The 24,512-nt window shown below is 40.3% G+C and carries 20 protein-coding genes, 1 pseudogene and 1 other annotated feature; of the genes and pseudogenes, 2 read left to right on the top strand and 19 right to left on the bottom strand.

Going from position 1 to position 24,512, the window contains the following annotated elements; all coding sequences use genetic code 11:
* Positions 1 to 31: 31 nt before the first annotated feature.
* The 11 genes and pseudogenes from G592_RS0104035 to trpD form a co-directional block, all read right to left on the bottom strand.
* The gene (locus G592_RS0104035; protein WP_028246679.1) at positions 32 to 1,885 is read right to left on the bottom strand and encodes a cellulase family glycosylhydrolase; all 1,854 of its coding nucleotides are present in this window, start codon (positions 1,883 to 1,885) and stop codon (positions 32 to 34) included.
* A 10-nt stretch (positions 1,886 to 1,895) separates the two neighbouring features.
* The gene (locus tag G592_RS15600; RefSeq protein ID WP_051194750.1) at positions 1,896 to 4,391 is read right to left on the bottom strand and encodes a glycoside hydrolase family 9 protein; all 2,496 of its coding nucleotides are present in this window, start codon (positions 4,389 to 4,391) and stop codon (positions 1,896 to 1,898) included.
* Between the two features lie 149 nt (positions 4,392 to 4,540).
* Entirely contained in the window at positions 4,541 to 6,163 is a 1,623-nt protein-coding gene (locus G592_RS0104025) for a cellulase family glycosylhydrolase (protein WP_028246678.1), read from the bottom strand.
* Positions 6,164 to 6,515: 352 nt separating this feature from the next.
* Positions 6,516 to 8,114, bottom strand: a complete 1,599-nt coding sequence (locus tag G592_RS0104020) for a glycoside hydrolase family 25 protein (protein WP_028246677.1) — start codon at positions 8,112 to 8,114, stop codon at positions 6,516 to 6,518.
* 101 nt (positions 8,115 to 8,215) lie between these two features.
* Positions 8,216 to 8,779 carry an anthranilate synthase component II gene (locus G592_RS0104015; RefSeq protein ID WP_028246676.1) on the bottom strand — a complete coding sequence of 188 codons (564 nt, stop codon included), beginning with the start codon at positions 8,777 to 8,779 and terminating at the stop codon, positions 8,216 to 8,218.
* Positions 8,776 to 10,269, bottom strand: coding sequence for an anthranilate synthase component I (trpE, locus tag G592_RS0104010; protein WP_028246675.1), 1,494 nt, complete (start codon positions 10,267 to 10,269; stop codon positions 8,776 to 8,778). Before trpE ends, G592_RS0104015 begins: the two co-directional genes overlap by 4 nt.
* A complete protein-coding gene (trpA, locus tag G592_RS0104005; RefSeq protein ID WP_028246674.1) occupies positions 10,259 to 11,035 on the bottom strand; it encodes a tryptophan synthase subunit alpha in 777 nt (258 codons plus the stop codon). The genes trpE and trpA overlap by 11 nt, the downstream gene beginning before the upstream one ends.
* Entirely contained in the window at positions 11,028 to 12,257 is a 1,230-nt protein-coding gene (gene trpB, locus G592_RS0104000; protein WP_051194790.1) for a tryptophan synthase subunit beta, read from the bottom strand. Before trpB ends, trpA begins: the two co-directional genes overlap by 8 nt.
* A pseudogene (locus tag G592_RS18060) lies at positions 12,252 to 12,818 on the bottom strand (phosphoribosylanthranilate isomerase); the annotation flags it as partial. The gene trpB and the pseudogene G592_RS18060, both read right to left, overlap by 6 nt.
* 1 nt (position 12,819) lies before the next feature.
* Positions 12,820 to 13,599 (bottom strand): indole-3-glycerol phosphate synthase TrpC, encoded by a 780-nt coding sequence (gene trpC, locus G592_RS0103995; protein ID WP_028246672.1) that lies wholly within the window; start codon positions 13,597 to 13,599, stop codon positions 12,820 to 12,822.
* Positions 13,559 to 14,632 (bottom strand): anthranilate phosphoribosyltransferase, encoded by a 1,074-nt coding sequence (gene trpD, locus G592_RS0103990; RefSeq protein WP_028246671.1) that lies wholly within the window; start codon positions 14,630 to 14,632, stop codon positions 13,559 to 13,561. The genes trpC and trpD overlap by 41 nt, the downstream gene beginning before the upstream one ends.
* Before the next feature lie 71 nt (positions 14,633 to 14,703).
* Positions 14,704 to 14,947, bottom strand: a binding site (T-box leader).
* Between the two features lie 227 nt (positions 14,948 to 15,174).
* Between trpD and G592_RS17500 the strand changes: the two genes are divergently transcribed.
* Both G592_RS17500 and G592_RS0103980 read left to right on the top strand, forming a co-directional pair.
* A complete protein-coding gene (locus tag G592_RS17500) occupies positions 15,175 to 15,342 on the top strand; it encodes a hypothetical protein (protein WP_155942153.1) in 168 nt (55 codons plus the stop codon).
* Positions 15,342 to 16,079 carry an ion transporter gene (locus G592_RS0103980; protein ID WP_028246670.1) on the top strand — a complete coding sequence of 246 codons (738 nt, stop codon included), beginning with the start codon at positions 15,342 to 15,344 and terminating at the stop codon, positions 16,077 to 16,079. The genes G592_RS17500 and G592_RS0103980 overlap by 1 nt, the downstream gene beginning before the upstream one ends.
* A gap of 46 nt (positions 16,080 to 16,125) precedes the next feature.
* On the opposite strand, the gene ftsZ is transcribed toward G592_RS0103980, so the two are convergent.
* From ftsZ to mraZ, 8 genes are all read right to left on the bottom strand, one after another.
* Positions 16,126 to 17,349 (bottom strand): cell division protein FtsZ, encoded by a 1,224-nt coding sequence (gene ftsZ / locus G592_RS0103975; protein WP_028246669.1) that lies wholly within the window; start codon positions 17,347 to 17,349, stop codon positions 16,126 to 16,128.
* 122 nt (positions 17,350 to 17,471) lie between these two features.
* Positions 17,472 to 18,236 carry a cell division protein FtsQ/DivIB gene (locus tag G592_RS0103970; RefSeq protein ID WP_028246668.1) on the bottom strand — a complete coding sequence of 255 codons (765 nt, stop codon included), beginning with the start codon at positions 18,234 to 18,236 and terminating at the stop codon, positions 17,472 to 17,474.
* Complete coding sequence (locus G592_RS0103965; protein ID WP_051194749.1) at positions 18,229 to 19,386, bottom strand: FtsW/RodA/SpoVE family cell cycle protein; 1,158 nt, start codon at positions 19,384 to 19,386, stop codon at positions 18,229 to 18,231. Before G592_RS0103965 ends, G592_RS0103970 begins: the two co-directional genes overlap by 8 nt.
* 18 nt (positions 19,387 to 19,404) lie before the next feature.
* Complete coding sequence (gene mraY, locus G592_RS0103960; protein ID WP_028246666.1) at positions 19,405 to 20,352, bottom strand: phospho-N-acetylmuramoyl-pentapeptide-transferase; 948 nt, start codon at positions 20,350 to 20,352, stop codon at positions 19,405 to 19,407.
* Between the two features lie 114 nt (positions 20,353 to 20,466).
* Complete coding sequence (locus G592_RS0103955) at positions 20,467 to 22,548, bottom strand: peptidoglycan D,D-transpeptidase FtsI family protein (protein WP_036951699.1); 2,082 nt, start codon at positions 22,546 to 22,548, stop codon at positions 20,467 to 20,469.
* A gap of 14 nt (positions 22,549 to 22,562) precedes the next feature.
* Complete coding sequence (locus G592_RS0103950) at positions 22,563 to 23,051, bottom strand: hypothetical protein (protein ID WP_028246664.1); 489 nt, start codon at positions 23,049 to 23,051, stop codon at positions 22,563 to 22,565.
* A 58-nt stretch (positions 23,052 to 23,109) separates the two neighbouring features.
* Positions 23,110 to 24,054: a 16S rRNA (cytosine(1402)-N(4))-methyltransferase RsmH gene (rsmH, locus tag G592_RS0103945; RefSeq protein WP_028246663.1), complete on the bottom strand. Its 945-nt coding sequence runs from the start codon at positions 24,052 to 24,054 to the stop codon at positions 23,110 to 23,112.
* An 8-nt stretch (positions 24,055 to 24,062) separates the two neighbouring features.
* The gene (mraZ, locus tag G592_RS0103940) at positions 24,063 to 24,494 is read right to left on the bottom strand and encodes a division/cell wall cluster transcriptional repressor MraZ (RefSeq protein WP_028246662.1); all 432 of its coding nucleotides are present in this window, start codon (positions 24,492 to 24,494) and stop codon (positions 24,063 to 24,065) included.
* Between the last annotated feature and the right edge of the window lie 18 nt (positions 24,495 to 24,512).

Genomic DNA, 24,512 nt, shown 5'->3' with positions numbered 1-24,512 from the left:
TATTAGTGTCGAGTCCTCTTTTTAAATTAGATTATTTGTAGTATGTAGTTACTGTCTCACCGTTGCTTCCAAGAGGAACCTTGTGGTCAAGACCTACAAACTTACCTGTCTTTGAATCAGACCAAAGTGTCTGCTTCATCATATTGTACTTAGCTGAATCCCATGTTACCCAGTCGCCTTCAAGAAGTCCGCCTGTGTCACCAGAGTTAGGATTGATGCACCAGAAGGTGTGATTAATGTGATTCTTAGCGATGAAATCTGACATAAGATTCAGATACTTCTCATTTGAACCACCGTCCATAAATCCACCCCACTCACCAATAAGGAGAGGTGCGATATCCTGATCCTGAAGATAGAACCAGCTGTCATACCAAACATCATCAAGCAATGTCTGCTCTGTGAAGTCTTTCTTGAACCATGTCTGTTCGTATACCAGTGGACCGTAATCATGTGGAGAATATACTAACTGATTCTGATACTTTCCAAGGTCTACAGGATATTTGCCAGCGTTTCTAAGGTTTCCACCCCACCATCCGCCGTAATACTTCAACTGATCTTCTGAAGCATTAGGATCCTGTAATCCTGAGTTGTAATCATAACCAGGTCTTGGTGTCTCCTCGATACCTTCTACCATGATAAGAAGGTTAGGGTTTACATCGAGGATAGCCTTTCCGCAACGGCTGGCAGCATACTGCCAGTTGCACTCATCCTTAGAATCATCCCATTTGGCTGCAGGCTCCTCGCCTGTAGAATACTTGCCATGTGGCTCATTCTTAAGATCGCAAGCGATGATTGTATCATCGTTCTTATACTCTTTTACAAACCAGGTCCAACCGTCGATCCAGTCCTGAGTTGTAAAGCCTTTTGGTCCATACCATACGTTGTAATTATGTCCAGAGTTGTTAGCGTCTGCACTATGGCAATCCATCATAATCTTGATACCATTCTGTCTGCAAAGCTTTACGAATGTATCAAAGACTTCTCTTGAATCCATATCGCTTCCATCTGCGTTCTTAAGTTCTGGATTAGCGTAGGTATTTACGTTAACCTTTACTTTCTTACCAGCCTTCCAGTCAAGGAGAAGCTCTGTAGAAATAGGTACACGTACAAGGTTGATACCGTGATCAGCCATGCCTTCTACTACGTCCTTCATGTTAGCACTCCATAAACCATGGAATACCTTTTCAGAACAGTTGAATCCAAACCAATTTGCACCAGTTAAAAATACCTCACGTCCCTGCTTATCAAGAATCTTATGGCCATCTGTGTGAAGCCAATCATCTCCCTGAACTGAAGGATCCTCTACCACTGTTGTAGGAGTTGGAGTAGGTTTTGGTGTAGGAGTTGGTGTTGGTGTTGGTGTAACTGTTGGCTTTGGTGTAGGTGTTGGTGTAGGCTTTGCTGTAGGTGTTGGTGTTACAACCGGTGTTGGAGTTGGTGTAACTACTGGTGTAGGTGTTGGCTTTGGAGTATCAGCCTGTCCATCCCCATTTGCAATAATCTCAACTGTAGAACCAACATGTGTTGAACCTTGAACGCCAAATTCTACTGTACTACCTGGCTCGATAACTGAATTCCACTCCATTGGAGTGATTTCATAATAGTCACCAGACTCTTTTACCTTAACATTCCAGCTTGAATCAATTCCAACATCATTCTTGTTAACTTTAAGAGCCCAAGAATCAGCTCTTGTTGTTGTATCATTTTTTACCTTAATCAATACCTGATAGCCTGAGCCCCAGTTATTAATTGTATAGGCTGTAGTTAATTCCTTCTCTGCTGCTCTTACACTAAGTGGTGCAAGATTGCATCCTGATAAAATCATAAATGTAGCTAACGATGCAGATAAGGCCTTTTTACAAAAAGCATTTTTCTTATTTTGCATAGAAAGCCTCCTATTCAACTGTAATGTCTAATGTTTCCGCTACTGAACCTGTACCCTGAATACCGAAGCTTACAGCACGTCCAGCATCAATAGTTGAATTCCAAGACATAGGAGTTATTACATAATAATCGCCAGATTCATCAATATTTACGCACCAGCTATTATCAATATTAACTTCACTCTTCTTAACCTTTACAGTCCAACCATTAACTGTTGATTTAGAATCATTCTTTACATCAATAAGTACCTGGAAGCCTGAACCCCAGTTATTAACTGTGTAGTTAACACCAAGTTTTCCAGAAGGAACTGGAGTTGGAACTGGTGTAGGAGTTGGAGTTGGCTTTGGTGTTGGTGTAGGTGTTGGTACTGGTGTAGGTGTAGGTGTTGGCTTTGGTGTTGGTGTAGGTGTTGGTACTGGTGTAGGTGTAGGTGTTGGCTTTGGTGTTGGTGTAGGTGTTGGCTTTGGTGTTGGTGTAGGTGTTGGCTTTGGTGTTGGTGTAGGTGTTGGATCATCAACAACGTCAACTGTCTTCTCTCCAAGTACTAATGTAGAACCTTCGAACAACTGCATTCCCTTAGGTGTAGACATCTGAGAATTGCTTGTTCCGCCAAGACCTGCAACACATGGGCTCTTAGAGTAATCCCACTTACCAGGAGCTGTAATTCTTACCTGGAGCTCGCACTTGCACTCACTCTGTCCACCTGGATAGATTTCTGCGCCTGCAAGATCAAGGTCAACATAGTAAAGGCCTGCATTTCCAGATTTCTTGAAGCTAGAAATCTTTACTGGATGCTGCATGTATGTTGTAGAAACCTTCATGTCAGATGCACTGTAACCCTGTTCAATTACATCGCTAAGGTCAAAGTACATACGAAGCTTTAAGTTGTCTGTAACTCTTGCTGGCCAAGCTGTATGATTCTCGATAACAGTCTTAAGCTCAACAAAGTTAATCTTGTTGTTCTTATCCTGAGCATTGATACCAGCGTTAAGAACAAACTCAGCACCATCTGTCTTTTCGATTGCAGATGGAGTTACAACTGTACCGAATCCATTCTTCTCATAGAGATATGCACAAGCACCTGTGAAACCTGCATTGTAATCACATGCTACTTCATTAGCCTGATAATCGCTACGAACATCCTTGTATGAATCGTCTGCAGAACCAGGTCCACCAACGATAGCACCTACAAGTGTATGTCTTGAATTCTCAGGAGCTGCGTTGAGGTTGTTTGACCAGCAACCATGAGCTGCTCTGTGATGAGGATTCTTTGGTGACTGAGCATTGTAGCCAACCATGAAGTTCTGGCCATTGCTTCCCAGTGTGTAATTGATTGTTCTTTCGATATAAGCATTTGCTCCATCCTTATGAGCTTTATCTGCTTTATCAAGACCAAGATAAATTGTATCAATGAATGCCTGGTTGCAAGCATAACGAACTGAGCCCCACTCACTTAAGAATGAAAGTCCACCAGGAGTAATTCTTACTGAATTAGAACCTTCAAGCTTGCCATTCCAGCAATCAATACTATTCTCAATTGGTGTGTAATACTTATCCTTACCTGTTAACTCAGCAAGAAGTAAGCATGCACCCATGTGTGTGTCATCCCATGACATTGTCCAAGAATAAGCGATATCATCGCCACCCTGGAACTCAGAACCAAAGTTCTCAGCATACTGCTCAGCCTTTGTAAGATATGTTTTATCTCCCGTTGCTTTGTATAACCAGCATCCAGCTAAGGCAAGCTCATCATAGAATCCGCTGTATGATGTGTAGAATCCACTTGCTGCTGTATAACCAGCATCACTCTTAGCACTTTCTGCCATCTTATATAAAGTCTTTGCATGAGCTAAATAAGTTGCAGCTCTTGAAGGATCTGAATCCTTCAATACAAGAGATGCTACTGCAAGTGAAGCTGCAGCCTCACCTGTTACACAAGAACCACCACCTGCAGATGTTCCATCTACCTTAAAGGATGGTCTAGACATCTTTGTTTCAACAAGCTCTGGTGCGCCCCAGAATCCATGGTCCTTTCCACCATCGCCTACTTGATAATAATATGTGTTTGAATCTGGATTACATTTTACAAAGTAATCATTTGCCCACTTAATATCGTGAAGCATCCACTTTTCCTGTCCAGACTCCTTGTATGCCTTTGGATTATTTAAGTATGACCAGCCAAGAACCATAGATGAATATGCCATTGGTAAATTAAACTTTACGTTATCACCAGCATCATACCATCCACCAGTAAGATCAAGTCCGTTGTCTGCGCCATCCTTAAGTGCAGAATCTGCTCTCCAGTTTGTTCTTGATAATGTTTCCTCTGAAAGCTTTCCAGATTCCTGAAGCTGATAGAACAATAATGACTTTGCAAGAGCATCACCATAATTGTAATTTGCAGCATCAGCCTTAAGTGTTGGAAGGCTAAAGCCTCCAATCACCATGGATGCAGACAGAGAGCACATCAGAACCTTTTTGCAAAAAGATTTTGTGTTTTTGTGCATATAACATTTTCCTCCTTAAAAATTGTTTTTATATTATGATATCCGCGCGCTTGATATCATAGTTTACTTAAACGTTTGAGTTTCTGATTAAAAGGAATGCGAGTAAAATTTACTCTAAAAATCTACCCGCATTCTCTAATTTTTTAATCTTACTTAACAGTTATATCTACTGTTGTACCAATTGAACCATTGCCCTGAATTCCGAAGTCTACCGACGCTCCCGCTTCTATAGAAGAATTCCATGACATTGGTGTGATTACATAATAGTCACCATCCTCGGCAACATTTACACACCAGCTTGAATCAATCTTTACATCTTTCTTATTTACCTTCACTGTCCATGTATTAACCTTAGCTGAAGAATCATTCTTTACCTTGATTAATACCTGATAGCCTGAACCCCAACTATTAATTGTGTACTCAGCCTTTAAATCACCTGTAGCTGAAGGTGTTGCTGTTGGCTGAGGAGTTGGTGTAGGTGTTGGCTTTGGCGTTGGTGTAGGTGTTGGCTTTGGTGTTGGTGTTGGCTTTGGTGTTGGTGTTGGTGTTGGAGCTGAGCTACCATTGATTGTAGCTGGAGTTCCATCAACATGCTTCATAATAGCGCTGATGATTTCTGGATCACACCACTTCAAAGAGTTTCTGTCAATGTATCTATGACACTCACCGTCAGAACCAGCTGAGTTATTGTCATATACATTGTTATCCCAGAGAACCATTGCAACATTGCTATACTTTGAAGCCTTTCCCCAATAATAATCTGCCCACTTTACACGCTCTGAAGTATTGTTTCTGTTTGTTGCACTTGTCTCACCAACAACAACTGGTACGTTCTTTGATAAGAACTTAGAATTTAAATCATTGAAGAATGAATCAATATCTCCCTTGTTGCTATCATCGAACTTTGTTGTGTATGTATCACTTGCAAGAGCGAAATAATAAGGAATATAAGCATGAACTGAAAGAATCAGTCTGTTGCTTGCTGAGTCCTTAGGCATAGCAAATGAATTTGTCATACAGCCTTCGATAGAAGCATCATAACCTGGAACCATTACGCATCTTGTAGCGTTGTTTCCACCTGTTGCTCTGATTGCATCAAGTGCTACCTGATTGTAATCATTGATGCATGCAACAGCCTCTTTAATATCAGAGCTTGGATTATTTCTTGGGAACCACCACTCCTCGCTGTGTCCAACAAGTCTTGGCTCATTCATTGTTTCAAAAACAAGGTGATAATCATAATCCTTGAACTCTTTACCAATCTGTGTCCAGATTGACTTGAAATAAGCCTCTGAACGATTCTTATTAGCATTGTTTGGAACATAGAAGCAATAATCACTATTGATATCATGATGTGTATTTAAGATCACATACATATCATTTGCAATACAGTAATCTACTACTTCATGTACTCTCTTCATGAAGAAATCAGGAATCTGATAATTAGATCCTGTTGTATACTGTCCCCATGAAACAGGAATACGAATTGTATTAAAGCCTGCCTTAGCTACTTCATCAATTAAAGCTTTTGTTGTCTTTGGGTTTCCCCAGTATGTCTCATTTGAAGTTGTATATGGGAAATTTGACTTCTGACCATAAGAATCTAGGCTGTTTCCTATATTCCAACCTACTGTCATGTCTGAGACAACCTGTGTAGCAGTTTTATTTGTACCGCTGGCAGCATTTGCTGTTTTTACAGGAACTGCTGTTACAACGATTATTAATGTCAATACTAACGATAATAATCGCTTAATTTTTTTAACATTATGCATTCTTATGCATCTCCCTTCGTCTTACTGTCGCGACCTATATATATAATAAGTTTTCGAAAACGTTATAGTCAATAACTTATACCCCACTGTGTATTATTTCACACGTGCAGTTTTCACGTCGCAAAAACTCTGTCAAGACTAATATACTAGTATTTTTAACAATTAATTGTAGTATTTTTTTATGCATTTTGTATCATTCCCGTAATATTTTGTTAATATTTTACTCTTTCGATTTAATTTTTCACTGTGCATATTTACTAAAAAAGACCCAATTTTTTCTTACAAAAAAATCGGGTCTTTTTTTAGAGTTTCCTTTTTCAGAAGGAAAACTTTAAATTGGCGAGTATCATTTTTACTCTACTACTTTTATATAACTGCTTACGCAATATAGTGTCTGTCCATTGTAATCAATTCTGGACCAGCCATATTCATTGTTAATTCCTGTACGTGTGGCTGTCATTCCATTGTATAAAGTGACAACAACCTGCGAATCTGCATCGGTAACGCTTGGCTTAGAGCGAAGGTTTACTATTTCCTTTGCAGTAATAAGCTCGTTGCAGTCTGTAAATTTAGTCTTGAAGCCTGAATTGGCAGTAGCCTGCTCCGCTGGAGTTGTTTCAGCTGCTGGTGCAGGAGTTGGTGAAGGTGCTGTCTGGGCGGCTGCAGATAAATCTGTTGTAAGGTAACTTGATACGGCATAATATGTGCCACCCTCATATACTACTCTGGACCATCCGCTTTTGCTGACTCCTGTACGTGTGGCTGTCTGGCCATTAAGCAAGGTCACCTTTACTGTACTGTCTGCTCCCTGGCTAGGCTTATCTCTTAAGTTTGTCTTACTCTTCGCTGTAACTGTTTCCTCCACAGCATCGAACTTCATAAGTGCTTCCACATCAGCTGACGCCACTGCTCTTTCAGATGTATCCTTGGCTGTTTCTGTGCCGTTGTAACCAAAGTATGCCACATCAACATCTACCTTTTTGCTAATTCCAGGAATAGTTCCCTGATTTGTATACTGCCACATAGCGCATTTTCCGCTATATGCAGGACCTGTAGCAATGGCTGATGTGTCCTGGTTATACCATGCCATCCAGATTTTCCATTTTTTCTCTAACGAAGATGCATTCCACTTGGCATCATTTGTCAGCTCATTTTTTGAAGCGTAGAAAATAGGTGTATAGCCGGCCTTATATATGGCATCCAAAAAAGCATCTGCAACTGCACTTCTCTCATCCTTTGTCAGATTGTACTGTCGACTTGAGCTATTTTCAAATCCCTCACAGTTATATCCAACAGGATATGTTATAGGATATTGAGCAATATAATTTGCAACCCAGGTAGCCTCCTCATTAGCCTCTGTAGAATTTATCGCTGTAGAAAAGAAATAAGCACCAATCTTAATTCCATTCTTTTCAGCTTCCTGCATATTATATTTTGCATTTGTGTCAGCTTTGATTTCTCCTGTAGATGAATCTCTGTAACCAACACGAATCATCGCAAAATTGATACCAGATGAAGCAACCTTGGCCCAGTCGATTGTGCCCTGGAATTTAGAAACATCTATACCATAAGTGATGTTTGAATTCTCTCCTACTGTGCTGGCACTAACAAGAGTTCCTACATCAACAGCCTCTCCTGACTCCACTTTTACGTCTACCTGTGGGTCCTTAGCGTCTTTATCATCCTCTGTTTCTTCAGGCGTCTCTTCCTCTGGCTCGTCTATAACCACTTCGATTTTAACATCATCTTCAGGTTCCAGCTCTTCAGCCACTTCCACAGGCTCCTCCTTTCCTCCGGAGAATTTTTTCACAATAAAAATAGTCCCCAGGGTGAAAAACAGAATACCTACAGCGATGCCGCCAATAAGTATCCTGCGTTTAATAATATTTTTTTGCTTCCTTCCTCGGCTGGAAGCTTTCTTGTTGTAATCAAAATGATCAAAGTCCTTCATTGTTGTTATATTCTTCCTCCAATTTCTCATTTACACATATGATTAGTATACCAAAATGCAAAAAATACGCCAGCCCGAAGGCTGGCAAATTCAACTGTTTTTTATGCTATAAAATTCTTTATCATTTGTCTTCCATCAGGTGTAAGTATTGATTCCGGATGGAACTGAAGTCCATAGATTTCGTAATCTTTATGCTTTACAGCCATTACTTCTCCATCTTCAGAAGTGGCAACTATCTTAAGATTGGAAGGAATAACTTCTGGATCCGCAGCCAGGGAATGATAGCGGGCTACTTTTATCTCTTCAGGAAGTCCCTTGAATAATTTGCATTCCTTATCAATAGAAACCACTGACTGTTTACCATGCATCAATTCCTTTGCATAGGTAATATTTGCTCCAAAAGTCTCACATATTGCCTGATGTCCCAGGCACACTCCAAGGATAGGAATCTTTCCTGCAAAATGAGCAATAACATCCTCGCAGATTCCTGCATCTATAGGTCGTCCAGGACCTGGCGAAATAATAATCTGATCTGGGTTAAGCTTTTCAATATCGCATAGACGAAGTTCGTCATTACGAATTACCAGAATATCAGAATTGATTTCGCCTACCAGCTGGTAGAGATTGTAAGAAAAACTATCGTAATTATCTATAAGTAAAATCATGCCAATCCCCCCTCTGCATATTTCACAGCATTTACTACTGCCTTTGCTTTGTTGATGCACTCTTCTGCCTCTGTAAGTGGAACGGAATCATAGACAATTCCGGCTCCAGAACGAATACAGATTGTATCATTTTTCTTGTAGACAAGTCTTATGGCAATGCACACATCCAGATTGCCGGCGAAATCGATGTATCCTAATGCTCCACCGTAAATGCCACGCTTGCTCTGCTCAAGCTCCTCAATAATCTGACATGCTCTGAACTTTGGTGCTCCAGAAAGAGTTCCTGCAGGTAAAATAGCATCCACTGCATCAATAACATCTTTATTATCTGCCAGCTGTCCTACCACTGTAGAACCAATGTGCATTACATGGGAATAACGCTCTACTCCCATATACTTTTCCACACTCACAGAACCAAGCTTGCTTATTTTTCCAATATCATTTCTGCCAAGGTCCACAAGCATGTTGTGCTCGGCAAGCTCTTTCTCATCTTTGAGAAGTTCTGCCTCAAGTGCTTCATCCTCGCTCTGACTTTTGCCGCGTGGGCGAGTGCCTGCAAGTGGGAATGTGCTAACCTTCTTCTGTTCCACCTTAACAAGTGTCTCAGGAGATGCTCCTGCTATTTCAATATCATCACTGTTGAAGTAAAACATATATGGTGATGGATTTGTCGAACGAAGATATCTGTATGTATCAAACAGACTACCTTCAGCTTTTGCAGTCATTGGATTCGAAAGCACCACCTGGAAGATATCACCTTCCTTGATGTAATGTCTGGCCTTTTCCACCATCTGTCCATACTCTTCTCTTGTAAACTTTGGAGTGATTTCTGAATTAAGCTTAAGTGGCTTAAACTCTTTTTTTACACCCTCATTAAGAAGCTTCTTTAACTGCGCCAAACGATTGGCTGCCTGCTCATAGGCATCCTCAAGAGAACCGGTATCAAGCATAATTCCTGTAATGATAAAAATCTTCTGCTTATAATTATCAAATGCAATTACATCATCAAAAAGCATTAAGTCCATGTCCTTAAAATCATCCTCGCCGTGATTTTCAAGGGCAAGCTTAGGCTCAGCATATTTGATGTAATCATAAGAAAAATATCCAACCAGACCGCCTGTAAAAGTAGGAAGTCCTTCTACTGTAGGAGTCTTATAATCAGCAATCACCTGACGTAATATGAGGCCTGGATGAGCAACTTTTCTCTCTTCAACAAGAGTTTTGTCTGCTCCATGATTCTCTTTAATCTTTACAATTCCGTCCTGGCAGGTAATTTCCATTTTAGGGTTAAATCCCAGGAATGAATATCTGCCCCAGGTCTCAGACTGGCTGGCACTTTCAAGTAAATAACACTGATGGCTGGCATTTCTTAAAATTCTTACTGTCTCAATGGCAGTAAGGCTGTCAGAAAGCATCTCAATCGCCACTGGAATACGTTTATATTCTCCGCTTTCAGACAGCTTTTTTACCTCTTCTAAACTAGGAAACATAATATGCCTCCTTCATCTCCTTAACAAACTTACCTACATGCTCTGGTGCATCTTTTCCATGCTCTGCAATAACTCTTACAATGGCAGAACCTACAATAGCGCCGTCTGAAATATTAGCCATCTCTGCTGCCTGCTCCGGTGTGGAAATACCAAAACCAACAGCACAAGGTACATCAGTGTTCTTTCTTACACGTTCTACCAAAGACTTAATATTTCCATTAAGCTCTTTTCTGGTTCCTGTAACACCAAGGCTTGATACGATGTAAATAAAGCCTCTTGCATCAGCTGAAATCATATCAATTCTGTCTTCTGAAGTAGGAGCTATCATTGATACAAACTCAACTCCATACTCAACAGCTGCATCTTCAAACTCAGCCTTTTCCTCAAATGGAACATCAGGAAGGATAATTCCGCAGATTCCAGTCTCCTTACATTTTTCAAAGAATCTGTCACTGCCGTATGAATAAACAACATTAGCATAAGTCATAAATACTAGTGGGATGCTAACCTCTCCACTGACCTCTGCAACCATGTTAAACACGTCATCTGTTGTGACCTTATTTTTGAGAGCTCTTATATTAGCTTCCATGATAACTGGACCTTCTGCTGTAGGATCTGAAAATGGAATTCCAAGCTCAATTAAATCTGCCCCGTTTTTCTCAAGTTCCTTTATTATCTTCTTTGTGGTCTCAAGGTCTGGATCACCGCATGTGATAAATGGAATGAATGCTTTTTTATTGTTAAATGCTTCTGCTATCTTACTCATAGATGTTCTCTCCTCTGTAACGTGCAATTGCGGCACAATCCTTGTCACCACGACCTGAAACTGTAACCATGATAATCTGATCCTTGTCCATAGTAGGTGCCAGTTTCTTCGCATATGCGATAGCATGTGAGCTTTCGATTGCAGCGATAATGCCTTCTGTCTTTGCTATATACTCAAATGCTTCTACTGCTTCGTCATCTGTAACTGGTACATACTCTGCTCTGCCAATATCGTGAAGGTAAGCATGCTCTGGACCAACACCTGGATAATCAAGACCAGCTGAAATAGAGTAAACAGGTGCAATCTGACCATACTCATCCTGGCAGAAGTATGACTTCATACCATGGAAAATTCCTACCTTACCAGTGTTAACTGTAGCTGCTGTCTCAAATGTATCTATTCCACGACCAGCAGCCTCGCAGCCGATAAGTTTTACATTCTCATCACCAATATAGTGATAGAAAGAACCCATGGCATTACTTCCACCGCCTACGCAGGCAAGAACTGCATCTGGGAGTCTGCCTTCTATCTCAAGAATCTGTGCTCTTGATTCCTTGGAAATAACTGCCTGGAAATCTCTAACAATAGTAGGGAATGGATGTGGTCCCATTACAGAACCAAGGCAGTAATGTGTGTCATCAATTCTTGTAGTCCACTCTCTCATACACTCAGAAACAGCATCTTTAAGAGTAGCAGTACCGCTTGTTACTGGAACAACATCTGCGCCAAGAAGCTTCATTCTATATACATTAAGAGCCTGACGCTTTGTGTCTTCCTCACCCATGAAGATTACACATTCCATATCAAGAAGGGCTGCTGCTGTAGCAGTTGCCACACCATGCTGTCCTGCTCCTGTCTCAGCAATAAGTCTTGTCTTACCCATCTTTTTTGCAAGTAGAGCCTGACCTAATACATTGTTAATCTTATGAGAACCTGTGTGATTTAAATCTTCTCTCTTAAGGTAAATCTTTGCTCCGCCCAAATCCTTAGTCATCTTCTCTGCGTAGTAAAGAAGGCTTGGACGACCTGCATAGTTATCAAGAAGTTCCTTCAATTCTCTATTAAAATCTGGATCATCCTTATAGTGGTTGTACGCCTCTTCCAGCTCTTTTACTGCATTCATAAGTGTTTCTGGAATATACTGACCACCGTGGACTCCGAATCTTCCTGTAGTCTTTCCCACTTTCTTATCCTCTCTTACCGCATTTACGAATTCACGCATCTTGTGGCCATCCTTGAGTTTATCTGTCTCGATACCTGAGCTGACATCTACTCCATATGGATTTGTAGCCTCAATAGCCTCTGCAACATTTTCCTGATTGAGACCTCCAGCTAAAATGAAAGGTCTGTCCACATAACCTAAAAGCTTCCAGTTAAAAGTCTCTCCATCTCCCTGTCCTACATCAAAAAGAATCATGTCTGCGCTGGATTTTTCAGCCTTGATAAGCTCCTCTGGCTCATCTCCCTTGAATCTCTTGATAACAGGAATGCTCTTATCCTGAAGCTCCTTGATATAATCCTCGCTTTCATTTCCGTGAAGCTGAGCCACATCGATGATTCTCTCATCATAAAGATTTTCGATATCAACAGGATTAGCATCAACGAATACGCCTACTGTTTTAATCTCTGGATTAAGCATAGCTCTGAGCTTCTTTGCCTTATCCTTTGTGACATTACGTCTGCTCTTCTCGTAAAAGACAAAACCAACATATTCTGGCTTAACTTCGTTAGCTTTTCTTATATCTTCTTCTCTTGTAAGTCCGCATAATTTTATAGCTGTCATCTCAATTTCCTCTTAACTCTCTAAGTTTTGTTGCCTTATCTTCCGCCTTCATTAAGGTTTCACCAATTAGCACTGCGTCTACTTTGGCATCTCTCAATAGCTTTATATCTTCTGGTCCTTGGATACCGCTTTCTGATACGAAAATCACATCCTCTGGAACCATTTCTCTTAATCCTCTGCTGTTTCCTGTGTCTACTGAGAAATCTTTTAGATTTCTGTTATTAACACCGATTAGTCGTGCTCCTGACCTAATGGCCATTTTTACTTCATCAGCATCATGAGCCTCCACCAAAGCACTAAGTCCAAGTATATCGCATATACGAATATATTCTTTTATCTGCTCCTCTGTGAGGATGGCACAAATAAGAAGTACTGCCTTGGCACCAAGTATTTTCGCCTCGTAAATCATATATTCATCTACAGTAAAATCCTTTCTGATACATGGGATCTTTACCGTATTTGCAATTTCTCTAAGATATTCATCACTACCTAAAAACCATTTAGGTTCAGTGAGAACTGATATACAGTCTGCACCAGCTTTTTCATAATCCTTAGCTATCTGCAGATAATCAAATTCTTCAGCAATGATTCCCTTTGAAGGAGAAGCTTTTTTGCACTCACAGATAAAACTAATACCAGGCTTTTTAAGGGCTTCCTCAAATTCGAAGCTTCCCTTTGGAAGACTAAGTGCCTGTGCCTTTAATTCTTCCAAAGAAATATTCTTTTTTGCTTCCTCAACTCTATGCGTTGCATGCTGCCCTAGCTGCTGTAGTATGTTCATCTGTTTCTCCTGCTTTTATCTCGTTGCTAACTAAAACAAATTTCTCTAATGTCTCAAGAGCCTTTCCTGAATCAATGATTTCAGCTGCAAGTTTTATTCCCTCTGAGAAGCTCTCTGCTTTTCCTCCGATGAAAAGTGATGCTCCTGCATTTAAAAGTACTGCATCTCTCTTAGGTCCCTTTGCACCGTTTAAGATTTCTCTTGTAATCTTTGCGTTCTCCTCAGGTGTGCCTCCCTGTAAGTCTTCTTTTGTACATCTGTTAAATCCGAAGTCCTCAGGCTTAATTGTGTATGTAAGTAATTCTCCGTTGTAGATTTCACAAATCTTAGTTGGTGCGCTTAATGAGATCTCATCAAGCTTATCCATTCCGTATACAACCATTCCTCTCTTAACACCAAGGCTTACAAGTACCTGTGCAAGTGGCTCTACCAAGTATTCATCATAAACACCAAGAAGCTGCATTGAAGGAGTAGCTGGATTTGTAAGTGGTCCTAAGATGTTGAATACTGTTCTGAATCCAAGCTCTTTTCTGATAGCTCCTACATACTTCATTGATGTGTGATATTTCTGAGCGAAGAAGAAACACATTCCTACTTTTTCCAAAAGCTCTACACACTTCTCTGGATCCTGCTGGATGTTTACTCCAAGTGCCTCAAGACAATCAGCTGTTCCGCAAAGTGAAGATGCTGCTCTGTTTCCATGCTTTGCAACCTTCATTCCACCAGCTGCAGCTACTAAAGCTGAAGTTGTTGAAATGTTAAAGCTGTGTGCATTGTCTCCACCAGTTCCTACTATCTCAAAAACATCCATACCAGTTTCAACCTTAAGTGCATGCTCTCTCATTGCTGTAGCACATCCAGCGATTTCGTCTGTAGTCTCAGCCTTTGCACTCTTTGTTGAAAGTGCTGCAAGGAAAGCTGCGTTCTGGGTCTGAGATGTTTCTCCATTCATAATCTCATTCATTACCTGGTAAGCCTCATCATATGCAAGGTCACCTTTGTTTACGATTTTTGCGATTGCTTCTTTAATCATTTTCTTATCCTCCTGATGTATATTTGGTTTCTGCCTAATAAAAAAGTCCCTGACAGAAACCTCTGGTTTCTATCAAGGACGAAAAATCTATTCCGCGGTGCCACCTTGAATTCATAAGCAATGCTTATGCTCTTTACAGGATACCATCATATCCCTGACAACTAACGTGTGTCTTACGTCGTGCAATACTCTAGCAAATGCTATTTCCTCACGCCCTCAGGAGTCCATTCCCAAAACACTATCTTACTGCATCCCACCATCGCAGCTCTCTCTAAAGAATCATGTAGAGGTACTCTTCTCCCTCATCGGTTTAGTACTTTATTACGTTGAAGTAACTATATCATTACAATTACATGGTGTCAATATGAATTTTTAGATTATTTTTAAAATAAAATCGTGATTTACAAAAAATGATTCTCCAGCCTTCCATACTTTGCAAGATTTGCAAGTACGCTGTTGAGATAAAGATACGAAAATTATCATAATGTGTATAATTATTTTTCACATTCCAATGATATTATCTATTTTAGGAGATTGTTTCTATGAATAAAAAAGAGAAATCTAATAAAGACATCTTAATAAGTGATTCAGGACTAACACAGGATGCCCATACAAAGCAAGCCAGGATATTTGTGCTGTTATGCAACATTCTTACTATTGCTTTAATTATTCTTGGTATAGTTGCGTTTATCAAAGGTGGTAACATCTAATGGATAATGAATATGATTTCAAGCGAAGGATTTATGAGGTTCTGGAAGTATCTTCTGTAGGTGATGTTTCCAGTCGTGCTTACGACAGACTAATGACCGTAGCCATAGTCGTAGGCCTTGTTCCTTTGACTCAAAAAGGAAATAACACTCTCACTCTGATTATAGATCTAACTGTAAGCATCCTCTTTATTATTGACTATATAGCCAGAATATATACCGCAGATTATAAAATGGGATATAAGCATTACAGAGCATATATAGCTTATATCTTTACTCCATTGGCTTTATTTGACCTGTTATCTATTTCTCCGGTTTTATATATCTTCTTCCCAGTATCCACCATCATTTCACTCTTTAGACTTTTTAGAATCTTCAGAGTGCTTAAACTAGTAAGATACTCAAAAACCATGGTAATTATCGCAAATGTTGTAAGAAAGGTAAAGGCTCAGCTCTTTGCAGTATTGATTTTGATTATCGTTTATATCATAGTATCTGCAATGCTGGTTTTCCAATTGGAGCCAAACCTGTTTGATACCTTCTTTGATGCTTTATACTGGGCGACCATTTCAATTACCACTATCGGATATGGAGATATTTCTCCTATCACACCGGTAGGACGATTCATTACTATGATTTCAGCTTTGGTCGGAATGGCTGTCATCGCCCTTCCAACAGGTATTATTACAGCAGCCTACATGGCTGAGATAACAAAGAAAAAATCCAAGTACGAAATATAAAAAAACTCCCTTACAAATGTAAGGGAGTTTCGTATTTACATATATATTATTTCTTGATTGAGCTCATGAAATCTGGCATCTTGATGTTGAGCTCTGGTACTGAGCTCTCTGTAGGAGCCACTGGTGTAACTGGCTTATGAATAGATGGTGTAGGTGTAACAGGTCTGTTAACTACTGGTGTAGGATTTGTAACACCTGCCTGACCAGCTGGAGCTGCTGCTCTGTTCATGCTGGCAAGTAAATCTGCGCTAGACTGTCTAGGCTGTGCATTGTAAACCATACCTGCTGAGTTGCGGAATGCACCTGTTGGTGCTGCAACTGGCTCGCCAAGACCTGTAGCGATAACTGTAACAGAAACCTCATCATCCATAGACTCATCAACTGTGATACCAAGGATGATATTTGCATCTGCACCTGTCATATCCTGAACATATGATGTAGCCTCGTTTGCATCGTTAAGACCAACATCACCACAGATATTAACGATAACATCTGTAGCACCCTGGATGCTTGTCTCAAGAAGTGGAGAAGCAACAGCTGCCTTAACAGCCTCAAGAGCCTTCTCATCACCCTTAGCAGAACCGATACCTACGTGTGCTAATCCCTTGTCCTTCATAACAGTCTGAACGTCTGCGAAGTCAAGGTTAATGAGCGAATTCTTAGTAATAAGATCTGTGATACCCTGAACAGACTGGTGAAGCACCTGATCTGCCATACGGAAGCTCTCGCCAATACCCATAGACTTGTTGCAAATCTCAACAAGCTTCTGGTTAGGGATAACGATAAGAGTATCTACGCTCTCCTTTAATCTTTCAATACCATTAAGGGCATTGTTCATACGTGGCTTTCCTTCAAACTGGAAAGGCTTTGTAACGATACCTACTGTAAGGATGCCCTGTTCCTTTGCGATTCTAGCAACAACTGGAGCAGCACCTGTACCAGTACCACCACCCATACCACATGTGATGAATACCATATCAGCACCCTTAATAGCTGCTGAAATATCTTCTGCACTCTCCTCAGCAGACTTCATGCCTACTTCTGGATTAGCGCCTGCGCCCTTACCACCTGTTGTTTTCTCACCTATAGCTAAAAGAGTAGGCGCCTTACATAAATCCAACGCCTGCTTATCAGTGTTGATGCCAATGAACTCAACTCCCCCAATTCCCTCTTCAACCATACGCTTTACTGCATTATTGCCAGCGCCGCCTACGCCTACAACAATGATTCTGACAGGAGCCCCTGTCTCGTCAGTCGTAATGTTAATCAAAACTTTATCCTCCTTATTATTAAACCTCTAAGGGAGGTCAAACAAATTCTCTAATACCAAAATACTATATATAATATTATATTTTTTCACTCTATTTATCAACCGTTTTTTATCAAAAAAAGTTAATTTTCTTCCTCTCCAGAGTCCTTTTCGAATACAATATCTGTGCTGGAGGTGGAATAATTTTCAAGATGTAGTGTTCCGACCATTCCTTCCAGCTGTGGCAGGATGCGTAGTGCACGGTCTATCTTCTCCTCCAGATAAACACTACTTCCAAGGGATATATTATAGGTGTCATATGACAATGTAATTCGACCATCTTCATCATATGAAACCACATTTGGCATTAAATCATTTTTATTTAATATCTTGATTAATGAGGTGAGATATCCAATCTGTTCCTTTCCTATAGGAAGTTTCACACCAATCTCTGGGTCCTCACAGACCACTCCTTCCACCTTCATATAGCCTCTATCCACAAAGGTGTCACTAATCTCTACTATTTCTCCACTATAGTTAAAGTAAATGTACTTTCCATCTTCCTGAGGAATATAGCCAAGAATCTTCTTCTCATTACAAACAATCGTAATTGAGTTCATTCCTGTAAGCTTTACATCAAAGGAATCAATAAATTCCGCATCCCCCTTAGGGAACAGCTTATTTTTGGCAAAAGCATAAATTGCATTTCCGGAATATTTATCATCCAATATGTAATTCTTAATCTCTTCAGACGTGTAAAGATCTGTTCCCTCTACTGACAATTCCTTAATAGGGCAAAGGAAATATGCACCCACGGCCAGTAAAGTAGCTACGATAACTACAGCTAATATTAACTCTACAAGAATAAGCACAATGGCTTTTCTACGTCTTCGTCTTCGTTTACTCATATTCCTCCATGTCAAAATCCATATTCTTAGAAACGCTAAGGGCTAATCCAAATTCCGATAAAAGAATCGCTACTGATGTACCACCATAACTGATTAATGGAAGGGACACACCTGTGTTTGGAATAGAATTGGTAACAACGGCAATATTAAGTACAACCTGGAGCGCGATATGAGCCATTATTCCTATACAAATATATGAGCCAAACATGTCCTTGGCGTGATTTGCAATGAAAAGTAATCTGTAGAGCAACAAAATGTAAAGCAGTATGATACACACTGCACCGAAAACTCCTAATTCCTCGCAGATAATTGAAAAAATCATATCGTTCTGAGCCTCTGGCACAATGTATTTTTGCATACTGCCGCCAAGGCCTTTTCCAAACAATCCGCCACTACCAATGGCATAAAGACCCTGAAGAATCTGGAAACCAGTCTCCTCGATATAATCTTCCGGATGAAGCCATGCTGCGATACGCTGTGCTCTGTAGCTTACAAAGTGAATAGCCAAAAATCCCAAGCCAATAAATCCAGCACCTGCAAGGAAGAATGGTCTGTATTTTGGTGATGCCACAAATGTCATGATAAATGCTATTCCGGCAATAATGATAGCTGTAGACAAGTTGTTGTAGGCAACAACACCGAAAATAGGAATTATCAATGCCAATGTACGGACTGTACCCTGAAGAGTTCTCTGATATTTTGGCGCTCTGTCCACAACAAAAGCAATCAGTAAAATAACTGAAACCTTACCAATCTCTGAAGGCTGAACAGAAACTCCACCGATTTTGAGCCAACGTGTAGAACCATTTAAAGTGGTACCTACGAAATTAACAATTACACATAAGAAAATAGATATGAAATAAAGTGGAATAACAAAAGCACTCCACCTTCTATAATCAACCTTAGTAAAAAAGCTCATGCCCACAAAACCAAGCCCGGCAGCAAACAACTGCTTCTTAAGATAGAATGTGGAATCTCCCATCTTCAGCGATGCTGCATAAGCTGATGTACTGTAAAGCATAACCAGACCGAAGGCTAAAATAAACACAACGATAAAAAGCAGTGTGTAATCGAAATTCAGAAGCTTTTTAATTTTCTTTCGTTGTCTGGCCTCTCGTCTTGAAGCGGCCAACTCCTTGTCTCTTTTCATAAAACTAAATTAACTCCCCTATACCAAAAAGTATGCAAATGTGCATAAGAAAATTGTAACTGTAGTGAAAACAGCAACAACCTTCACCTCAGACCAGCCACCAAGCTCATAATGATGATGAATTGGAGCCATTCTGAAAATTCTCTTTCCGCCTGTCATCTTAAAGTAACCTACCTGAAGAATAACAGAAAGTACCTCTGCAAGATAAATCAGAGCCACAACAATAATGAAAATAGGCATCTGAAGTGTGTATGCTACAGAAACAACAAATGCTCCAAGAGCAAGTGAACCTGTATCTCCCATGAAAATCTTTGCAGGGTGAACATTAAACATTAAAAATCCAAACAACGCACCAATCATAGCTGCAATTGCTGGAGTGATATCTGAAGAAAGGTGAATGGCTACAAGACCCCAGAAACCTGCGATAGCAAGTGTAACTGAAGTAGCAAGACCATCAAGACCATCTGTAAAGTTGGCGCCATTGACTGTTCCAAGAACTGCAAGGAAAAGAAGTGGCACTGAAAGCCAGCTAATATCAACAAACGCACCTGTAGCTGGGATGCGAAGCTCTAATGAAACATCAGAAAACTTTACCATGTATACTGCAAAACCTGTTGTTAAAAGAATCTGTCCAAGCATCTTCTGCCATGCCTTAAGGCCATCTGAACTGCGCTTTAATGCTTTGAGTAAATCATCAACAAACCCAAGGATACCAAAACCTACTGTAAGAATAACAATTGGATAGATGTGTGGAACGTTTCTTCCAAAAAGTAATGAAACTACAGCAAAAGCAATAAGAATCATGATACCACCCATGGAAGGTGTACCATTCTTAGCCTTGTGTTCCTTGATGTACTCACGCTCAGTGTTTCCCATCTTAAGACGTCTCAAAAGAGGGATGCAAATTGGCGCAAGGGCAATAACTATAAAAAATGCAATTAACATAGGTAAAAAAACTTCTAACATTCTAACTACTCCAATCTGCTGGTTACAGTAACAAGCCCTAGTATTTCCCCGCTCATCTAACACGATTCGCTAAGGAAATCTAGGAGCTTGTCACTTACCAGCTCATCTAATTTTTTAATTATGTTCTTCTTCGTTACCATTGTCTGGTGTTACGGACGGATCTGCTGTAGATTCGCCTCCTTCTGGTGTGTCTTCAGCTACACCTTCATCTGGCTCGCTCTCACTCTGCTGTGCAGCCTCGGTAAGAGCTGATGCTGCGGCAGCCTCCTCTTCTTCTGTAAGAGAAGATTCTACACCCATATAAGGTAATGCCTGTTCAAAAATATTATGAACAATTTCCTGAGCAAAGCTACTGTGGGCCTGATTGTTGCCCTCTGCTCCTACTCCAGGTTCGTCAACAATAACATATACTACAAGCTGCGGATTATCAACAGGTGCAAAGCCAATGAAGGAAACCAGGTATTTGTGATTGCCTCGAGGAAGCTTCTCCGCTGTACCAGTCTTACCACCGATGGTATATCCGTTAACACCGGCAGTCTTTCCTGTACCATCTGATACAACGAAATGAAGATACTCTTTTAACATATCACTAACTTCTTTTGAAACTGTCTTCTTTAAAAGAGTAGGCTCTATCTCACTAACTGTGTTTCCATTTGAGTCGGTTATCTTTTTTACAAGATGAGGCTCATAAAGATTTCCACCATTTACAAGAGAACAAAATCCTGTTCCAAGCTGAATCATGGTGGTGTTAAAGTTCTGTCCAAAGGAATTAGTAGCAAGGTTGATTGCTGAATGCAAATCCTCCTTACTGTAAATCAAGCCTGCTGTACTGGCCTCTCCAGTAAGATCTATTCCGGTTTTCTGTCCAAAACCAAATATTGACTGGTAATCTGAAAAAATATCAGGTCCAATTACTCTTACCATCTGCATCAAAGCATCATTGCAGGAATTAGAAAGCGCATCTGCAATAGTCTGTGTGCCGTGACCACCTTTATTGTGGGCAACACATTTTACCAGCTTTGGATAGCCGGAAATCATCTCACCACCATCACAGAAGTATGTCTCATTTCCAGTCAAAGCTCCTGTCTCCAGTCCCATAGCCACCGTGAATGGCTTGAATGTGGAACCTGGCTCGTAAGTGTAGGTAATTGGGAAGTTCTGCCAAATCTTATTGAGCTTATCCATCTTTTCATCTGTGGACATCTGAGATATCTGCTCTTCTGTATAGTATGCAGATAAATCCCTAGGATTATTCAAATCAAATGAAGGATACTGAGCCATGGCAAGAATCTCGCCAGTATTTGGATTCATAACCAGTGCTGCCGTATGAAGTGAACCCTGATACTCTGGCTCGTCAGGATGATCTGCATTATACTGAGCCATTGTCTTTTCATTCCATTCTTTGATGGCATTTTCTGCAATAGTCTGGATGTTAACATCAAGTGACAATACAATGTTGTTTCCATTTGTGGCATCGATTGTTGTCTGCTCAAGGTTACTGTCTGAATTAAGATAACCGTATGTACGGCCGTTGATTCCGTTTAACACATTAGAATATTTATTTTCAAGACCTATAACACCCACATTACCACTGCTGGCATAACCTATTGTAGCTGCAGCAAGTGTTCCATATGGATATTGTCTGACGTATTCCTTTTCAAACCAAATACCAAAGACCTTTCCTTTGTATTCTTTTGAAGCTTTCTTCTCTTCAAATGCAGCCATCTCTTCATAGGGAACCTTTTTTGCCAGAACATAATATGCTGATTTTGGATGTTTCTCAAGCTGAGTTCTAATCTTTTCTTTATCTATTTCAGGAAAGCATTCTGCTACAAGGTTTACTGTAGCTGTAATACAGCTATCCTTATTTTTATCCTTAGCTTTCTTTTCATTTTCATTAAGCACCTTGCTATCAAGAATAACGTTGTAAACATCCACACTGGTAGCAAGTACTGTTCCTCTGGTATCAACAATGTTTCCTCTCTGAAATGGAATAATCGTGCTGTCGTATTTTTGCTGAGCTAAAACAATCTTTTCGTATTTGTCTCCACTAGTGTACTGGATGTACATAATACGACCTATTAGAACAACAAAAAGAATACAAACAACTCCAAAGACTAGCCAGAGTTTTCTTTGCATTCTTTTTAAGATTTTTTTATTAGGTTTTATTCTTCTTCGTTTTTTATTACTAGGCATTATGCATTATCTTCCTATGGTATATCCTTGTACTGACTCATGTAGTCAGAACCATCTATACTATAATACACTATTTGGTTGCTGGTTGCATATACCATTCCCAACTCATTTATTGCCTTGTCTTTTATATCCGAAAGATTAGTATTTGTGGCGATTCTGCTCTCTGCAGCATTGTTATCTGCATTGATAGTAGAAAGCTCATTTTCCATATCTGCAATATGACTCATTCTTGTAGTAACATTTGTCTGAAGTGCCACGTAGCTTACAAGCATAAGGCATGTAAGTACTACCGCCATAATCATATATGCTGTTAATAATCTATTTTTTCTAAGTGCTCTCGCACGTTTTCTATCTGTAATCTTCTGACGACGGATGGCCTCTTCACGTTTCTCACGCTCACGCTGTTCACGATTAGGCAGACTTCTAGCCGGACGCATCTGATATCCTGTCTCTTTGCGGACGGCATTGCCATCGTTGTAGTAGTAAGTCTTTAATTCCTGCATATCTCTATTCCTCTATCCCAACTAGCAATCAAAACTAGCATATAATTTCTCTAATTGTTCAGGCTTCATCACCACGTTCGAAAACTCTAAGCTTTGCACTCTTTGAGCGAGAGTTTGCCTCCAGCTCCTCATCACTAGGTAAAATTGGCTTTCTCGTAACCACTTTTCCCTTTGACTTTTTCCCACATACACAAACCGGGAAATTCTTTGGACATGTACAAGGGTCCTCATTTCTCTTAAAAGCAACCTTTGTGATTCTGTCCTCCAGCGAATGGAAGGTGATGATACAAAGTCTTCCACCTGGATTAAGTAAATCAATCATATCGTCTATATGATTTTCAAGAACTGTAAGTTCTCTGTTTAATTCAATTCGAAGAGCCTGATAGGTTCTCTTTGAAGGATGGCCCTGTCCCACCTGAGCCTTCTTTGGAATGCTCTCAGCAATAATCTTATTCAGCTGACCAGCTGTAAGAATAGGAGCCTTTTCTCTTTCTTTGATAATGTTCTTAACAATCTGCTTTGAAAATTTCTCCTCACCATATGTGTATAGGACACGGGTCAAATCCTCTGCTGAATATGTATTAACAATATCAGCAGCCGTCATAGGATTGTCCTTGTCCATACGCATATCAAGTGGAGCATCATCTACTCTGTAAGTAAAACCTCTGTCTGCCTCATCAAGCTGGAAGCTGGAAACACCAAGGTCAAGCATAATGCCATCTACCTTTGTGACGCCAAGCTCAGCAAGACGCTCCTTCATGAATTCATAATTGCTATGAATTCTGGTGACCTTATCCCCGTAGCATGCAAGCCTCTCCCCAGCTGCCTTCAGGGCATCGGTGTCCTGATCGAATCCATAAAGGTGTCCGGTAGTAAGGTGACTTGCAATCTCAAATGAATGTCCGCCACCGCCAAGTGTACCGTCAACATAAATTCCATCAGGCTTAATATTTAAATTGTCCACTGTCTCATGTAAGAGAACCGAATAATGATTAAATTCCATTTAACTCCTTAAATTCCGAGACCAAGCTCAGCCATGTGCTCTGCAATTTCATCCATATCGTCGTAAGTGCCTTCCTCAATCCAGCGTTCCTTAGACCAAATTTCAATTCGATTAAGTACACCTACAGAAACCACTTCCTTATCGATTCCAGCATATTCTTTAAGAGTAGCTGGAATAAGTACTCTTCCCTGCTTATCAATGTCGCATTCTGCTGCTCCTGCAAAGAAGAATCTGGAGAACTTTCTAGCATCCTTTGTGGTACGTGGAATTTCTCGGAACTTTTCCTCGATAGTCTGCCATTCGCTAAGTGGATAAACGAAGAGGCATCCATCAAGTCCCTTAGTGGCAACGAAGTGATCTCCCAACTGCTCACGAAACTTGGCAGGCATAATAAGACGGTTTTTCGCGTCTAAATTGTGACTGTATTCGCCCATGAACATGAGACACTTCCTCCTTTC

The organism is Pseudobutyrivibrio ruminis CF1b, assembly GCF_000424005.1.
In the GTDB taxonomy this organism is placed as follows: domain Bacteria; phylum Bacillota; class Clostridia; order Lachnospirales; family Lachnospiraceae; genus Pseudobutyrivibrio; species Pseudobutyrivibrio ruminis_C.
This window is presented reverse-complemented; position numbering and strand designations above follow the sequence as displayed.